This window comes from Piscinibacter gummiphilus, from assembly GCF_002116905.1.
Classification (GTDB): Bacteria; Pseudomonadota; Gammaproteobacteria; order Burkholderiales; family Burkholderiaceae_C; genus Rhizobacter; species Rhizobacter gummiphilus.
This window is the reverse complement of the sequence record NZ_CP015118.1, coordinates 4,235,863-4,250,954: the sequence shown is the minus strand read 5'-3', so window position 1 is coordinate 4,250,954 and position 15,092 is coordinate 4,235,863. Positions and strand designations below refer to the sequence as shown.

Here is a 15,092-nt window from a genome sequence, read left to right as displayed (position 1 = left end):
ATCAGAAGGTTTCCCAGTCGTCGCCTGCCGCGGTGGTCGCGAGGGCGGGGGCGGGCGTCGGTGCCGGGGCGGGCGCTGCCGGTGCCTTGACCGTCGAACGCACCACCTTGGCCGGCTGAGGTGCCGGCGCCAGCGGGGCGCCGCCCATCGTGCGCTGGATCACCGGCGCGGGTGCGCGCGGTGCGGGGGCGGGCGCCGCCACCGGGGCCGGGGTGCCGCCGGACGCGAGACGGAACACCGCCACCGCGGCCACCAGCTGCTGGGCCTGGGCCTTGAGGCTTTCGGCGGCGGCCGCCGACTCCTCGACGAGCGCGGCGTTCTGCTGCGTGGCCTGGTCCATCTGGGCCATGGCCTCGCCCACCTGGGACACGCCCAGGCTCTGTTCGCTGCTGGCCGAGCTGATCTCGCCCACGATGTCGGTCACGCGGCGGATGGCCGTGACCACCTCCTCCATCGTGCCGCCGGCCTGGTCCACGAGGTTCGTGCCCTGTTCGACGCGCTCCACGCTCGTCGAGATCAGCGTCTTGATCTCCTTGGCCGCTTCGGCGCTGCGTTGCGCGAGCGAACGCACCTCGCCAGCCACGACCGCGAAACCGCGGCCCTGTTCCCCGGCCCGGGCGGCTTCCACCGCGGCGTTCAGCGCGAGGATGTTGGTCTGGAACGCGATGCCGTCGATCACGCCGATGATGTCGACGATCTTCTTCGAGCTGTCGTTGATGCCCTTCATCGTCTCGACCACGCGGGACACGACTTCGCCGCCCTGCGCGGCCACGTCGGAGGCGTGCATCGCGAGCTGGTTCGCCTGGGCCGCGTTGTCGGCGTTCTGCCGTACCGTGCCCGACAGCTGTTCCATCGACGAGGAGGTCTCCTCCAGGGCGCTCGCCTGTTCCTCGGTGCGTGCGCTGAGGTCGTTGTTGCCGTCGGCGATCTCGCCGGAGGCCATGGCCACGCACTCGGCGTTCTGGCGCACGCCGTGGACGATCGTGGCCAGGCGGTCACGCATGTCGCGCACCGCGGTGAGCAGCACCCGCGTCTCGGTGGGCCCCACCGGGTCGATGGCGAGGGTCAGGTCACCCTGGGCGATGGCTTCGGCGGACCGGGCGGCATGCCGCACCGGGCGGATGATCGAGCGACTGGTCAGCCAGCCGAGCAGCACGCCGAGCGCGATCGCCGCGCCGGCCCCCAGGCCCAGCAGCCACTGGCTGGCGGTGGCGGCCGAGGCCGTGGCGGCCTGGCTTTCGGCCAGGCGGTCGCTCATGGATTTCTCGATGGCGTCGAGCGAGGCGAGGTAGGTGTCCGCGAGCGGGCGCAGTTCGCCGTGAACCGCACCCACCACGTCCTCGCCGGCCTGCTTCTGCTTCTGCAGCGCGGCGCGCTTGACGCGGTAGGCCTCGCGGGTGCGGGCGACCTCGTCCAGCAGCTTGCGGCCGGTGTCGTCGTCCACCATCGCCTCGAGGCGCTTCTGCTTCTCGCCGATCTGGGCCGAGGCGGTGTCCATCTCGATCTTGAGCGCGTCCTGCACGGCGCGGTCGCTGGAGGTCAGGGCGGCGGAGGCGCGCACCCAGTTCATGCGGATCAGCGCGGCCCAGCCCTGGGTGAGCGCCTGGCGCTCCATCTCGACGGTGGCCAGGTGCGCGCTGGCGTCTTTCAGGGTTTCGAGGCGCCACACACCGGTGGCGGCGATCAGGGCGGTGATCGTCAGTGTGGCCAGGAAAGACAGGCCGAGGCGCTTGCCGATGCTGAGGGTCTTGAAATTCACGGAGCGCTTTCACACCGACCGGTAGAAAACCTCGGTCGGACGCTCCCCATGAACACCCGCCGCGCCTGCCGACCGGTGGGCGGACAGGGCTTGGCAGATTCTTCGGCCGAAAGGGCCGGGACTTGAATTGGCGTGGCCCGTGAGGCCGGCCGGGACCCTCCGTGGCCTACACGGACAGGAGGCCGAGCGACGGTTCGCCGAGCAGGGCGTCGATGTCGACGAGGATCAGCATGCGGCGGTCCACCGCACCGATGGCCATCACGTGGCGCCGCTCGAGGCGGGCGTTGAACTCGGGGGCCGGGCGCAGCTGCTTCGGGCCGATGGCGATCACGTCGGACACGCCGTCCACCACCACGCCCACCACGCGGCCGGTGATGGCCAGCACGATCACGACGGTGTTGCCGTCGCGGGGCGCCTGCGGGAAACCGAGGTGCACCCGCAGGTCCACCACGGGGACGATCACGCCGCGCAGGTCGAGCACGCCCAGCACGCCCGCCGGGGCGTTCGCGATGCGGGTGGGCTCCTCGAACGAGCGGATCTCCTGCACGCGCAGCAGGTCCAGGCCGTAGTCCTCGCCACCGAGCTTGAAGGTCAGGAACTCCGACCCGTTGGCCAGCGTGCCCGCCGTGGTGGCCGGGCTGCTGGCGCCGGAGGAGGGCTCGAACGGGGTGTCGTCGAGGGTGATCGCTGGAGACATCGACTGGGCTTTCGGGCAGGAGCGCGGATGGCGCACGTTAACCGAAGGTTACGAAACCCCGCCGCGGATCGGACGAGTGGAAACCCATGTTTCTGCGGCAGACGTCACGGATGTAGGAGGGCAGCGACACCGGGGAAGGCCGCGCACCGACATCCGGACGGGCCGCCGCGGGCTGTCGCGTGCGGTGCCGAATGCCTACCGTGGAGGCCTGAAACAACCACCGGAGCGAGACCATGACCTTGGGTACCATTTTGCTGATCGTGCTGATCCTGATGCTGATCGGGGCGCTGCCGAGCTGGCCGCACAGCCGCAGCTGGGGCTACGGTCCCACCGGCGGTGTCGGGCTGGTGCTGGTGATCGTGATCGTGCTGCTGCTGCTCGGCAGGATCTAGGCTCCGGCTCGCACCAGAAAAAAACCTTCGCGGCCCGTTGTGGGACCGCGAAGGTGAACTTGCCGTCGTATGGAAGGTGAAGGGTCCGCCGAGCTTTCCCCTGCACCTTCGATACCTCGTCGGGACCGGGTGGGTTCTCGATCACCCGGTTCCCTGTTCCTCACGCCCCGTCGCGACGGGGCGTTTTGCCGTCAGACGCCCGGCGTCCAGATCGTCGTGCACTTGTGGTCGGCCGCGAACGTGCCGATGGGCGCGACCGTCGGGGCCAGGTTCTGGAAGGTGTCCTGCGCGGACACGTAGGCCGTCCAGCCCGGGGCGGTGCCGCCGTTCGGGTTGCCCGTGCGCGCGAAGCGCGACCAGTAGCCGACCATGGTGTCCGACAGCGACTTCTGGGCCGGGGTGAACGTCGAGGCGCCGCCCATCGAGAACAGGTACTGCAGTTCGCTGGTGTGCGCCGCCGCGGTCTTGAAGCTCAGCGTGCCCGGCAGGGTCTGCGGGGCGCTGGGGTCGTTGAACTCGTACGCGTAGACGGTGTTGCCGCCGGCGGTCAGCAGCTTCGTGGCGAGGCGGCCGTTGCAGGCGAACACGGCGTCGGTGCCGATGGCGCCGAGCGTCACGCTGTAGCCGTCGGCCGTGGCCGGCACCGGGTAGTACGGCGCGGCGTTGGCGATGGGGCCGAGCGTGGCCTGCATGGTGGGCAGGTACGTGGCGGCCGTCAGCGGGCCGTTGGCGAGTTCGCTCTGGGCCACGAACAGGCGCCATTCGTCGTGGGTGGTGCCCTGGATGACCGGCACCTTCGCTTGCGTCTGCTCGGTGAAGACGGTCTTCACGTCCTTGGCCAGCACGACGCCGTCGACGGAGGGAATGGGGCCGCTCGGCCAGGCCGCCATCTGGGCCTGCAGCAGCGAGGCCACGGGCAGCGCGCGCAGGCAGGCGGTCGTGGGGGTCGCCTTGCAGGACGTGGCGTCCACGACCTTGGTGCCTTTGGCCTCGGCCGCGGCGGGCGCGTCCTGACCGAGGCTGAACGGGTACGCGGCGCTCATCGCGATGGCCTTGTGGAACAGGCCCGCCGAGCCCGGGGAGGCCAGGTGCGCGTTGACGCTGAAGCCGCCGGCCGACTCGCCGAAGATGGTGACGTTGTCCTTGTTGCCGCCGAACTTCGCGATGTTGTCGCGCACCCATTTCAGCGCGGCCTGCTGGTCCATCAGGCCGTAGTTGCCGGACTTCCCGCCCTGTTCCGCGGCCAGCGCGGCGTGCGACATGAAGCCGAGCGCGCCGAGGCGGTAGTTGAGCGTGACCACCACGGTGTTCTGCGCGACCAGCGCGTCGGGCTTGTAGCCGTCGCCCAGGCCGAGGTAGAAGGCGCCGCCGTGGATCCACACCATCACCGGGTGCGGGCCGGCGGTCTTGGGCGTGTAGACGTTCAGGTAGAGGCAGTCTTCCGACGTGGACGCCACGCCGAAGGGGCTGGCCGGTTGCGCGCAGTGCGCGGCGAACTGCTTGGCCTCACGTTCGCCGGTCCAGGCGGTGACGGCGGCCGGCGGCGCCCAGCGCAGCGCGCCGACCGGGGGCGCGGCGTACGGGATGCCGAGGAAGGACTGGGAGGTGGTTCCGTCGTTGCCGCGGACGGCGCCGGAGGTGGTGGTGACGAGGGGGCCCTGGGGCGCCGCGGGCTCGTCGTCGTCACCGCAGGCCACGAGCGTGGCGGACATCGATGCGGCGAGTGCGCACGACAGGATCAACTTCCCCAACCCCGGGGTGGCGGGCATAACCTTCATTGTGAGTCTCCGTCTTTTTTGGAATGTCAGCGCGTGCGCGGCGCTGCGTGTCCAGTCTAAGACGGAGACCCGACGCTCCTCAAGCTGCGGAAAACACGGGGGTTCACTTTTCGCTGACGCGTCGGCCGAGCTGCTGCCAGAGGTAGCTGAACTCGAGCGCCTGCAGGTGGGCCCGCTGCTCGTTGTCGGCCGCGCCGCCGTGGCCGCCCTCGATGTTCTCGTAGTACAGCACCGGGTGTCCCTGCGCCATCATGCGGGCGGCCATCTTGCGGGCGTGGGCGGGGTGCACGCGGTCGTCGCGCGTGGACGTGGTGAAAAGCACCTTCGGGTACGTGACGCCCGCCTTGACGTTCTGGTACGGGCTGTACTTCGAGATGAAGGACCATTCGGCTTCCACGTCGGGGTTCCCGTACTCGGCCATCCACGACGCCCCCGCGAGCAGCGTGTGGTAGCGGCGCATGTCGAGCAGCGGCACCTGGCACACCACCGCGTTGAACAGATCGGGCCGCTGCACGAACGTGGCGCCCACGAGCAGGCCGCCGTTGCTGCCGCCCATGATGCCGAGCTGCGCGGGCGAAGTGACGCCGGTCTCGACGAGGTCTTCCGCCACCGCGATGAAGTCGTCGTAGCTGCGTTGCTTGTGCTCCTTCACCGCGGCCTGGTGCCACGCCGGGCCGAACTCGCCGCCGCCGCGGATGTTGGCGACGACCAGCACGCCGCCGCGGCGGTACCACGCCCGGCCGAAGCCGCCCGAGTACCAGGGCTTGAGCGAGATCTCGAAGCCGCCGTAGCCGTAGAGCAGCGTGGGGTTGGTGCCGTCGGCCTGCGCGCCCTCGGGCCACACCACGAAGTACGGCACATGGGTGCCGTCCCTGGACGTGGCGAAGCGCTGCTCCACGCGCTGGCCGCCGGAGTCGAACAGCGCCGTGCGCGACTTCAGCGGCTCGCGCCGGTCGTCGCGCGTGCTGCCGAGGTAGAGCGAGTCGGGCGTCAGGAAGTCGGTGTACGTGAGCAGGTAGCTCTCGGCGAGGTCGTCGGACGGCAGCAGCGGGTCGTGCAGCGGGCTCACGCCCAGGCTGCCGGGGAAGGGGGCCTCGATGGGGCGGCCCGTGAAGGTGGCGCCGTCCTTGCGGAACAGTTCGAGGCGGCTCGCGACGTTGTCCATCACGTTGAGCACCACGTGGTCGCGCGTGAACGCGTAGCCCGACAGCGAGCGGGTGGCGCTGGGCGTGAACATCGCCTGCAGCCGGCGTTCGCCGCGCAGGTAGGCGGCCGCGTCGGTGTGCAGCAGCGCGCCGCTCGGGAAGCCCTGGAACTCGGAGCGCAGGCCCAGCAGCATCGTGTCGCGCAGGAAACTGGGCGACGCGTCGCTCGGGATGTCGAGCGGCACGAGGCGGTCGCCGTCGAGCAGGAAGTACTTCTGGTTGTAGAAGTCGGTGGCGCGGCTGAAGAGCGTGCGCTCGTGGCCCGGCGTCTTGTCGACGGACACGCCCACGGCCACGTCCCGGGCCTCGCCCTCGAACACGGTGACGGCGTCCGCGAGCGGCGTGCCGCGGCGCCAGCGCTTGATGACCCGCGGGTAGCCGGAGTCGGTGAGCGAGCCCGGGCCGAAGTCGGTGCCGACGTAGAGCGTGTCCTCGTCGATCCAGTCCACATCGGACTTGGCCTCGGGCAGGAAGAAGCCGCCGTCGACGAAGCGCTTCTCGACCGCGTCGAACTCGCGGATGACCTTGGCGTCGGCACCGCCGCGCGACAGCAGGATCAGGCAGCGGCGGTAGTCGGGCCCGAGGCACGCGGCGCCGCCCCAGACCCAGTTCTCGTTCTCGGACGTGGCGAGGGCGTCGAGGTCGAGCACGGTCTCCCAGTCGGGCGCCGCCAGCTTGTACTGGGCGAGCGTGGTGCGGCGCCAGAGGCCGCGTTTGTGGACGTCGTCCTGCCACAGGTTGTAGAGCCACGGGCCGCGGCGCACCACGTACGGGATGCGGTCGCGTGCGTTGAGCACCTCGAGCAGTTGAGCACGCGTGGGGGCGTACTCGGGCCGCGCGGTGAGCTCGGCCTGCGAGAGCTGGTTCTGTCCGCGGACCCAGTCGAGGGCGGCGTCACCCGACACGTCCTCCAGCCACAGCAGGGGATCGGCGTCGGGGGCGGTGGGGGTGGGAGCGGCGGGCGAGGTCGTCATGTGGGTGCAGGCGGACAGGACAAGGGCGCCCGCGAGGAGCCCGAAGGCCCGGCGGACGAAAGGGACCGGCATCGGCCGGGGCACGTGCGCGGCGCAGTCAGGCGACGAGGCCGCGGGACTCGGGGTGCCGCTGCAGGTAGCCCTGCACGTACGAGCACACCGGGTCGACCTTGAGCCCCTCGGCGCGCGCGAATTCGAGGGCGCGTTCGACGAGGGCGGCGGCGACGCCACGGCCCCGCAGCGACGGGTGCACCGCCGTGTGGGTCATCACGAGGGTGCCGTTGGAGAGCACGTAGTCGGCCACGTTCAGGTGGCCGTCGATGGTGGACTCGAAGCGTTGTTCGTGGGCGTTGTGGATGACGTCGGGTGCGGTGTCTGGCATGGCGTGTCGAGGTCGGTGAGGGGCCCATTCTGGTCCATCCCGCCGGGACACCCCCTCCGGGTCCCGGTTTTTCCCTGACCGCGGTGCGGTGGCCGCGCCGTTCAGACCGGCGTGAGGCGCTCGGGCGTGACCTCGACGGACCGCTGGCCGTCGCCGATCCACACGGTGCCGTCCTGCACCGTCACCTGCAGCTGCATCGTGCGCTGCGCCAGTTCGGCGAGCGCCTGGCTCTGCTCGGCCGGCACCTGCCACACGGTGAGGTTGCGGGCGCGCGTGATCTTCGTGGCGACGCCGCTCCACCACACCGGCGTGCTCGACGCGAAGGCGTACACGGACACGCGTTCGGCCTTCGGGCTCGACTTCATCATGCGCTTGTCGTCGGGCTGGCCCACGTCGATCCAGTGGACGATCTGGCCCGTGAGGTCCTTCTGCCAGAGGTCGGGCTCGTCGGTGTCCCACAGGCTTTTCGCGAAGTCGAGGTCGCCGTTGTGGTTGTCGGCCGGCACGTTCAGCGCGAAGGCCAGCACCCGCATCATCATGCGTTCGTCGGTCTCGGACGGGTGCCGGGCGATCGTGACGCCGTGGTCGCCATAGACGTTACGGTCCATGTCGGCGAGCTGGAGGTTGGCTTTGTAGATCGTGGCCTTGAGCGCCATGGCGGAACCGGTCGGTGGAGAGAAAGGATCGGGGATTAGACCAGATGCCTCCGCCGCCCGGCGACAATGCAGGCTGACGACGATGGACATGCAGGTATACCGATGACGATGAAGAAGTTCGACCTGACCAAGAACCTGGCCCACAAGATCGAGGGCCGGATGAAGGGGGCGGGTGTGCCCGACCGGTTCGCGCAAGGCGCGAACGCCGTGGTCGACAAGCGGGAGCAGCGCCGCCTCGATGCGGCCGCCGGCCTCGTGCCGTTCGCGTGCAAGCTGCCGGCCGACCTGGTGCGGCGCCTCAACGAGCGCGCGGCCACCACGGAGGGCGGCGTCAATGCGCTCGTGGCGCAGGCGATCGAGAAGGGGCTCGGCTGAGCCGCCGACTCAGGGCGCCGAGGCGGCGGGGGGCGGCCGCTTCGGCACCACCACGCCCGGCGCCAGCGGGATCTCGTCCTGCACGCGCACGCCGGTCACGTAGTGGCGGGTCTCGCCGAAGCAGGTGGTGGGCAGGCCCACCTTCTGCACGTAGTGCAGCGACACGCGCTGGCCCATCACGGCATTGACCTGGGCCGCCACGGCGTCGTCGTGGATCGTGAACTGGAACTTCTCGGGCGTGCTGCCCGGCAGCGAGACCAGGGCGAGTTCGCCCTCCCACGTCTTGCAGAGCCAGCCCTTGTTCGAGAGCTTCTGGACCCAGCCGGCGCGTTCGCCGCTCGCGTAGTTCCAGTTGATCACGATGGCGAAATAGGCCGCCACCAGAAGGCCCAGCACCAGCACGCCGAGCAGCCATTTACCAAGACGCATGAGCCTGTTCTCCCTCGGAAGCCCCGTCGGCGTGCGGGGTTCGGAATGTGTCGATGCGCGAGTGTAGGGCCTCAGCCGTACACGGCCACCACCTGGTAACCGATGGACGCCAGTTCACCCGCCGGCGTCCACAGTTTCGTCACCTGGTTGACGTAGCCGCCGGCCGCGGCGATCACGTCGGTGTCCACGCGCCACCAGGCTTCGCCCTGCGCGGCGTCGGCCACCGGGCGCAACTCGAGCTCCCACGACACCGAACTCGCCGGCGTGGGCCGCGTGAAGCGGCTGATGACCGGGGAGGGCGGCGTGTCGGCGAGCAGGACGGTGAGCAGCTCGGCATCGACAGGCTCGCTCTTGAGGCGCAGGTGCATGCGGCTCGACCAGCTGTCGGCGCCGGTGAACGGCAGGCGGCCTTCGGCCCAGCGGAAGTCGAAGTGCTGCGTGAAGTTCGGGGCCACGCCGGGGATGAACGGCAGCTGCTGCGAATCGTCCGGCGCCCTGGCCACCGCGGGCCGCTCGGGCGCCATCACCGGCACCGTGGTCTCGCGCGCGGCGCCGAACACGCCCAGCAGCAACGCGGCCGTCTGCCCGCCCTGCACCACGAGCGCCTGCACCTGGCGCACGCTCTTGCCTTCGCGCAGCACCTGCACGTCCACGCGCACGGGGCCCTTGTCGACGGGGCCGATGAAACTCACCTGCAGCGCACGCAGCTTCACGCCGGCGTCCCACGCCCCACCGGCCACGTCGCGCATGGCCTGCACCGCGAGCGTGGCGATCAGGCCGCCGAACGTGGTGCGGCCCTGCTGCCAGTCCTCGGGGATCGTGAAGGTGACGCTGGCGCTGCCGGCCTCGTGGGTGCGGGCGGCGAGGAGGGCGGCGAAGGAGGTGAGGTCGGACATGGCGGGCAACGCGGTGAACGGGCGTCCATTATCCTCGCGGCGCGACAATGCCACGTCCTCTTCACCGGAGCCGCCATGAACTTGCAGACCCTCGAAATGAAGGCCTACGTGCCCGCGCGCGACCTGACGCAGTCCTCCGACTTCTACAGTGCCCTCGGCTTCGAGGTGGACCGGATGTCGGACGCGATGGCCTTCGTGCGCTTCGGGTCCACCGCGTTCCTGCTGCAGGAGTTCTTCGTGGAGCAACACGCGCACAACTTCATGATGCACCTCATCGTGGAGAACGTGGACGACTGGTACGCGAACGTGATGGCGTCCGGCGTGGTCGAACGTTTCGGGGTGCGCGTGGACCCGCCGCAGGACCAGCCCTGGGGCCTGCGCGACTTCCCGCTGGTGGACCCCACCGGCGTGCTGTGGCGCGTGGCCCAGGAGATCAGCGCGTGACCGCCGCCAGGCCCTCGGGGAACAGGCGCTCCAGCGCCGACAGGAAGTTGGTGAACGCGATGGGCTTGGTCCAGTAGTCCTCGAACCCCGCGGCCAATGCCCGCGCGATGTCTTCCGGCATGGCGTTGGCCGACAGCGCGATGCACGGGATGTTGGCCGTGGCCGGCTGTTCGCGCAGGCGCCGCATCACCTCGAAGCCGTCGATGTCGGGGAGCTGGATGTCGATCAGGATCAGGTCGGGGCGCAGCTCGGCCGCGCGGCGCACGCCCGCCATGCCGTTCGAGCTGGACTCGATGGCGAGGCCCGCGTGGCCGCGCACCAGTTCCTCGACCAGGATCTGGTTGATCGGGTTGTCCTCGATGTAGAGCAACTGCCCGGCGCGGCGCGGGCCGGCCGGCGCGGTGGCGGCGGCGGCGGGGAGGTCGCTGGCCTTCACCGGCGGCATCTCCTTGAACCGGGGCAGCCTCACCGTGAAGGTGGACCCGGTGCCGGGTTCGCTCTCCACCGAGATGGATCCGCCCATGCGCTCGACGAGCGCCTTCACGACGGCCAGGCCGATGCCGGTGCCCTCGATGCCCTCGCGCTCGACGCCCAGGCGGTTGAACGGCTCGAAGAGCTGCCCGAGCTGCTGCCGCGTCATGCCGCGGCCGGTGTCGCTCACGTGCAGCGTGACCTGCGTGTCGCCCACTTCGGAGCGCACGCTGGCGCGGCCGCCGCTGCGGCGGTTGTACTTGATGCCGTTGGTGAGCAGGTTGATGACGACCTGCCGGATGCGGGTGCGGTCGCCGAACGCGACGCCAGGCAGCGAGCCGAGCGCGATGGTCACGCCGTGGCGCATCGCCAGCGAGTCCACCAGGGGCAGCGATTCCTGCAGCACGTCGTGCAGCGGCACGGCCTGCAGGTCCACGCGCAGCTGGCCCTGCTCGAGGCTCGACAGGTCGAGCACGTCGTTGATGAGGGACAGCAGGTGTTCGCCGGCCGAGTGGATGTGCTCGAGCTTTTCGCGCTGCTCGGCATCGAGCCCCGCGCCCAGCTGCAGCAGCTGCGCGAAGCCGAGCACGGCGTTGAGCGGCGTGCGCAGCTCGTGGCTCATGCGCGCGAGGAACTGCGACTTGGCCTCGCTCTCGCGCTGGGCGACGAGCTTGTCCTGGCGTTCGGCTTCGGCCATCACGCGTTCGTGGATGTCCCAGTTCACGCCGATCTGGCGCACGGCCTCGCCGTGGGCGTCGTAGACGGGCACCGAACGCGAGGCGAGCCACCGCCAGTTGCCGTCGGGCAGGCGCACGCGGAACTCGTAGGTGCACATGCGGTGGTCGCGCACGGAGGTCTCGTTGACCTCGAGGATGCGCGGCAGGTCGTCGGGGTGGCACAGCTCGATGCGCAGGCGGTCCACGTCGGCGCCCGCGTCGGGGTCGAGGCCGCGCAGCAGGAACATCTGGGCGTCCCACTGGACCGCGTCGGTGCGCACGTCGCGCTCCCAGGTGCCGATGCCGGCGCCGTGGGCCGCGAGGGCGATGCGTTCGTTGGCCTGGCGCAGCGCGGTCTCGGTCTCGACGCGCTGCGTGATGTCCATCGTGATGCCGAAGAGCATCGAGTGGCCGTCGCGCACCTCGTGGCGCGCGCGGTTGACGAGCCAGCGCACCTCGCCATCGGGGCGGCGGATGCGGTACTGGTGCTCGATGGTGGTGCCGTTGGACGCCAGCATCTCGGCGTGGGCGTTGCGCATCAGCACCCGGTCGTCGGGGTGGATGATCTCCTCGACCCATTCGTGGCGCGAGGGCAGGCCCTGGGCCGGCGAGCGCCCGACGATCTCGTACATCTGCGAGTTCCACTCGGCGCGCCGGGTGACGGGGTCGCGGCTCCACACGCCCATGCCCGAGGCCGACGCGGCGATTTCCAGGCGCTTGGCCATCTCGCTCGCGTGCCGGTTCTTCTCGACCTGCTCGCTCACGTCGAGCGCCACGCCCACGAACTCGACCGGGTCGCCGTGTTCGTCGCGGCGCAGCATGCGGCGCGTGAGCACGTAGCGCCAGCTGCCGTCGGAGCGCCGGTAGCGCGCCTCCATGTCGACGGGGCGGTCGGAGTGCAGCGCGGCCTCGGCGGCGGCGAACACCTGCGGCAGGTCGTCCGGATGGATGAGGGCGCGCACTTCCTCGGCGTCGAGCCCCTCGGGGCGCGGCGGGATGCCCACCACCTCGAAGGCGCGGTCGTTGTAGAAGAAGCGGTTGCTGCGCAGGTCGTGCCGCCAGATGGCGATGTTGCCGAGGTCGACGGCCATCTTCAACTGGGCGCTGGTCTTGTTGAACGACTCGGCGAGGTCGTACACCTCGGTGTCGTCGACCATGATGCCGGTGACGAGCGCCGGGCTGCCGTCGAGCCCGTTCTTGACTTCCCACTGGGCGTGGACGTGGCGGTGCGGCTGGCCGGGCAGGGCGATGCGGTAGCGGCTGGAGTAGCGGCCGGCCGCGTTGCTGGACGCGCGGTAGCGCTGGCCGGGGCGGTCGTCAGGGTGGATCTTGCTGGCCACCACCTCGAAGTCGGGCACGCCGTCGGCCGGGTCGAGGCCGAAGAAACGGTACATGTGGCGGTCCCAGCGGCCCTTGCCGAGCGGCAGTTCGCGCTCCCAGATGCCCAGGCGGCCGAAGTCCTGGGCGGTGTCGAGCAGCTCGGCGAGGTGGGTGGCGTGGGCGTCGAGTTCGCGGTGCGCGGTGGTGTCGCGCAGGACCGCGTACCACCGGGCGGCCTCGGGCAGGCCCGCGCCGCCCGCCAAGGGTGTCAGCGTGAGGGTGCCGAAGCGGCGGGCGCCGGTGCCGTCGGTCCAGGGAACGAGGTGGTCGGGGGGCAGGGCGTCACCGCCGTCGAGCGCGGCCTGCACCGGGTCCCAGGGTTCGCTGGTGACCGGCGGCGGCATCTCGGCGTGCAGCAGGGAGACGAACGGGCGTTGCACCACGTCGGCAGCGGGGCGGCCGCCGATGCGCTCGAAACTGCGGTTGACCCACAGCACGCGGCCTTCGGCGTCGAGCAGTGCCAGAAGGTCGGACACCGCATCGAGCAGTGCGGCCCCCTCGGGCAGGGCCATGCTCGCAGGCGGAGTGAGGCGAGGTGAGGCCATTGAACAGGCGCGGTTCGTGGAGTGGTGACGCCGCGCCAGTCTAGTCCTTTCGACTCACCCGTTCCCCCGGGGAAGCCCCCGCGAAACGGGTGTTCTGTCGTTGTATGACCCGGGGAATGTGAACAAGTGTGCAACTCCCCGGGGGGCGTGTTCAGGCGTCCGCGACCTTGAGCACCAGCTTCCCGAAGTTTTCGCCGTTGAAGAGCTTCAGCAGGGTCTCGGGGAAGGTGTCGATGCCGTCGACCACGTCCTCCTTGCTCTTCATGCGGCCGTCGCGCAGGTAGCCCGCCATCTCGGCGATGGCTTGCGGGTAGCGGTCCGCGTAGTCGAACACGACGATGCCCTCCATGCGCGCGCGGTTCACGAGCAGCGACATGTAGTTCGACGGGCCCTTGACCGGCGTGGTGTTGTTGTACTGGCTGATGGCACCGCAGATCACGATGCGGGCCTTGCGGTTGATGCGCGTCAGCACCGTGTCGAGGATCTCGCCGCCCACGTTGTCGAAGTAGATGTCGACGCCGTTCGGGCAGGCCTGGCGCAGCGCGTCCTTGATGGGGCCGGCCTTGTAGTCGATGCAGGCGTCGAAGCCGAGTTCGTCGACGACCCAGTCGCACTTGGCCTTGCCGCCGGCGATGCCCACGGCGCGCAGGCCGAGGATCTTCGCGAGCTGGCCCACGGTCTGGCCCACGGCGCCGGCGGCGCCCGACACCACGAGGGTCTCGCCCGCCTTCGGCTGGCCCACGTCCATCAGGCCGAAGTAGCCGGTCATGCCGGGCATGCCCAGCACGTTGAGCCACTGCGTGAGGGAGCCGGCCTTCGCGTCGATCTTCGCGAGGCCGTTGCGGCGCATCTCGCTCGCGGGCACGAGGGCGTGGGTCTGCACGCCCATGGTGCCGGTGACGTGGTCGCCCACCTGGTAGGCCGGGTTCTTCGAGTCGATCACGACACCGATGCCGCCGGCGCGCATCACCTCGCCGATGCCCACCGGGGGGATGTAGCTCTTGCCTTCGTTCATCCAGCCGCGCATGGCCGGGTCGAGGGACAGCACGAGCACCTTGATCAGCACGTCGCCGTCGGCGAGGGCGGGCACCGGTTCGTCGGTGACCTGCCAGTTGGCGCGGGTGGGCAGGCCCGTGGGCCGGGCGGCGAGGCGGATCTGGTGGTTCATCAGCGAGGTGGCCATGGGCGGGTCTCCGGCAAAGGTTCTGACGAGGGGTGCGGGATGGTAGCGGTGGCACCGGGGGCGCCGTGTCGCGCAGATGTCAGAGGACGCCGACACCGGGTGGCGCGCGCGCCCGACACCACCGGGCACCCTTCGTTTCTATAGTCGAAGCCATCACCAGAACACGGGACTTCCCCCATGAGCACCACCTTCCTGCAGCGCCTGTCCGGTGCCGTGACCCTCGCCGGGCTGCTGGCCCTGAACGCGGTGTTCGCGGCGCCGCCGGTCACCAGCGTGCCGAAGGTGGATCTCGCCCGCTACGCCGGCACCTGGTACGAGCTGGCCCGGCTGCCGAACCGCTTCCAGGAGCGGTGCACCGGCGACGTGACGGCCACGTACACGCCCAATCCGGACGGGTCCGTGGGGGTGGTCAACCGCTGCCGCGAAAGCAGCGGCAAGTACCAGGTCAGCGAAGGTCGCGCGACACCCGCGCCCGGCGTGGACACCGGCGCCCAGCTGAAGGTGAGTTTCCTGCCGAGCTGGCTGCAGTGGTTCCCGCTGGGGCGGGGCGACTACTGGGTCGTGCTGCTGGATCCCGAGTACCGCTACTCGGTGGTCAGCGAGCCCGGCCGCGAGTACCTGTGGATCCTGGCCCGGGCACCGTCCATGGACGCCGCGGTGTACGACTCGCTGATCGAGCAGTTGCGGGCCGCGGGTTACCCGGTCGAGCGCCTGGTGCGCACGCCGCACGCGGTGGTGCCGCCGCCCACGGCGACGATCCCGGCACCGCCGGACCGCTCGAAGGCGCTTTGACCCGGCGCCCGGGCGAAA

The 15,092-nt window shown here is 70.4% G+C and carries 14 protein-coding genes; 4 read left to right on the top strand and 10 right to left on the bottom strand.

All coding sequences use genetic code 11. From position 1 onward, the window contains the following. Position 1: 1 nt before the first annotated feature. The gene (locus A4W93_RS19250) at positions 2-1,759 is read right to left on the bottom strand and encodes a methyl-accepting chemotaxis protein (RefSeq protein WP_085752144.1); all 1,758 of its coding nucleotides are present in this window, start codon (positions 1,757-1,759) and stop codon (positions 2-4) included. Positions 1,760-1,925: 166 nt separating this feature from the next. After that, positions 1,926-2,456 carry a chemotaxis protein CheW gene (locus A4W93_RS19245; protein ID WP_085752143.1) on the bottom strand — a complete coding sequence of 177 codons (531 nt, stop codon included), beginning with the start codon at positions 2,454-2,456 and terminating at the stop codon, positions 1,926-1,928. A gap of 233 nt (positions 2,457-2,689) precedes the next feature. Between A4W93_RS19245 and A4W93_RS19240 the strand changes: the two genes are divergently transcribed. After that, positions 2,690-2,848, top strand: coding sequence for a DUF3309 family protein (locus tag A4W93_RS19240; protein ID WP_085752142.1), 159 nt, complete (start codon positions 2,690-2,692; stop codon positions 2,846-2,848). 191 nt (positions 2,849-3,039) lie between these two features. Here A4W93_RS19240 and A4W93_RS19235 read toward each other — a convergent pair whose 3' ends face one another. The 4 genes from A4W93_RS19235 to A4W93_RS19220 form a co-directional block, all read right to left on the bottom strand. After that, positions 3,040-4,617, bottom strand: coding sequence for a carboxylesterase/lipase family protein (locus tag A4W93_RS19235; protein ID WP_157782195.1), 1,578 nt, complete (start codon positions 4,615-4,617; stop codon positions 3,040-3,042). Between the two features lie 112 nt (positions 4,618-4,729). Next, positions 4,730-6,805 carry a prolyl oligopeptidase family serine peptidase gene (locus tag A4W93_RS19230; RefSeq protein ID WP_099960076.1) on the bottom strand — a complete coding sequence of 692 codons (2,076 nt, stop codon included), beginning with the start codon at positions 6,803-6,805 and terminating at the stop codon, positions 4,730-4,732. 97 nt (positions 6,806-6,902) lie between these two features. Then, a complete protein-coding gene (locus A4W93_RS19225; RefSeq protein ID WP_085752139.1) occupies positions 6,903-7,187 on the bottom strand; it encodes a GNAT family N-acetyltransferase in 285 nt (94 codons plus the stop codon). A 101-nt stretch (positions 7,188-7,288) separates the two neighbouring features. Beyond that, on the bottom strand, positions 7,289-7,843 hold the full coding sequence (locus tag A4W93_RS19220; protein ID WP_085752138.1) for a YaeQ family protein: 555 nt from the start codon (positions 7,841-7,843) through the stop codon (positions 7,289-7,291). 102 nt (positions 7,844-7,945) lie between these two features. On the opposite strand from A4W93_RS19220, the gene A4W93_RS19215 reads away from it, so the two are divergent. After that, on the top strand, positions 7,946-8,218 hold the full coding sequence (locus tag A4W93_RS19215; protein WP_085752137.1) for a hypothetical protein: 273 nt from the start codon (positions 7,946-7,948) through the stop codon (positions 8,216-8,218). Between the two features lie 9 nt (positions 8,219-8,227). Here A4W93_RS19215 and A4W93_RS19210 read toward each other — a convergent pair whose 3' ends face one another. Further along, a complete protein-coding gene (locus tag A4W93_RS19210; protein WP_085752136.1) occupies positions 8,228-8,647 on the bottom strand; it encodes a ubiquitin family protein in 420 nt (139 codons plus the stop codon). A 71-nt stretch (positions 8,648-8,718) separates the two neighbouring features. Next, positions 8,719-9,543: an acyl-CoA thioesterase gene (locus A4W93_RS19205; protein WP_085752135.1), complete on the bottom strand. Its 825-nt coding sequence runs from the start codon at positions 9,541-9,543 to the stop codon at positions 8,719-8,721. 75 nt (positions 9,544-9,618) lie between these two features. Between A4W93_RS19205 and A4W93_RS19200 the strand changes: the two genes are divergently transcribed. Continuing rightward, the gene (locus tag A4W93_RS19200) at positions 9,619-9,987 is read left to right on the top strand and encodes a VOC family protein (RefSeq protein ID WP_085752134.1); all 369 of its coding nucleotides are present in this window, start codon (positions 9,619-9,621) and stop codon (positions 9,985-9,987) included. Here A4W93_RS19200 and A4W93_RS19195 read toward each other — a convergent pair. Both A4W93_RS19195 and A4W93_RS19190 read right to left on the bottom strand, forming a co-directional pair. Then, positions 9,977-13,066 carry a PAS domain-containing protein gene (locus A4W93_RS19195; protein WP_169726563.1) on the bottom strand — a complete coding sequence of 1,030 codons (3,090 nt, stop codon included), beginning with the start codon at positions 13,064-13,066 and terminating at the stop codon, positions 9,977-9,979. The two genes, A4W93_RS19200 and A4W93_RS19195, sit on opposite strands and share 11 nt — an antisense overlap. Positions 13,067-13,250: 184 nt before the next feature. Continuing rightward, positions 13,251-14,282: an NADP-dependent oxidoreductase gene (locus A4W93_RS19190; RefSeq protein ID WP_085752132.1), complete on the bottom strand. Its 1,032-nt coding sequence runs from the start codon at positions 14,280-14,282 to the stop codon at positions 13,251-13,253. A 177-nt stretch (positions 14,283-14,459) separates the two neighbouring features. Between A4W93_RS19190 and A4W93_RS19185 the strand changes: the two genes are divergently transcribed. Continuing rightward, positions 14,460-15,074: a lipocalin family protein gene (locus tag A4W93_RS19185; protein ID WP_085752131.1), complete on the top strand. Its 615-nt coding sequence runs from the start codon at positions 14,460-14,462 to the stop codon at positions 15,072-15,074. Positions 15,075-15,092: the final 18 nt, after the last annotated feature.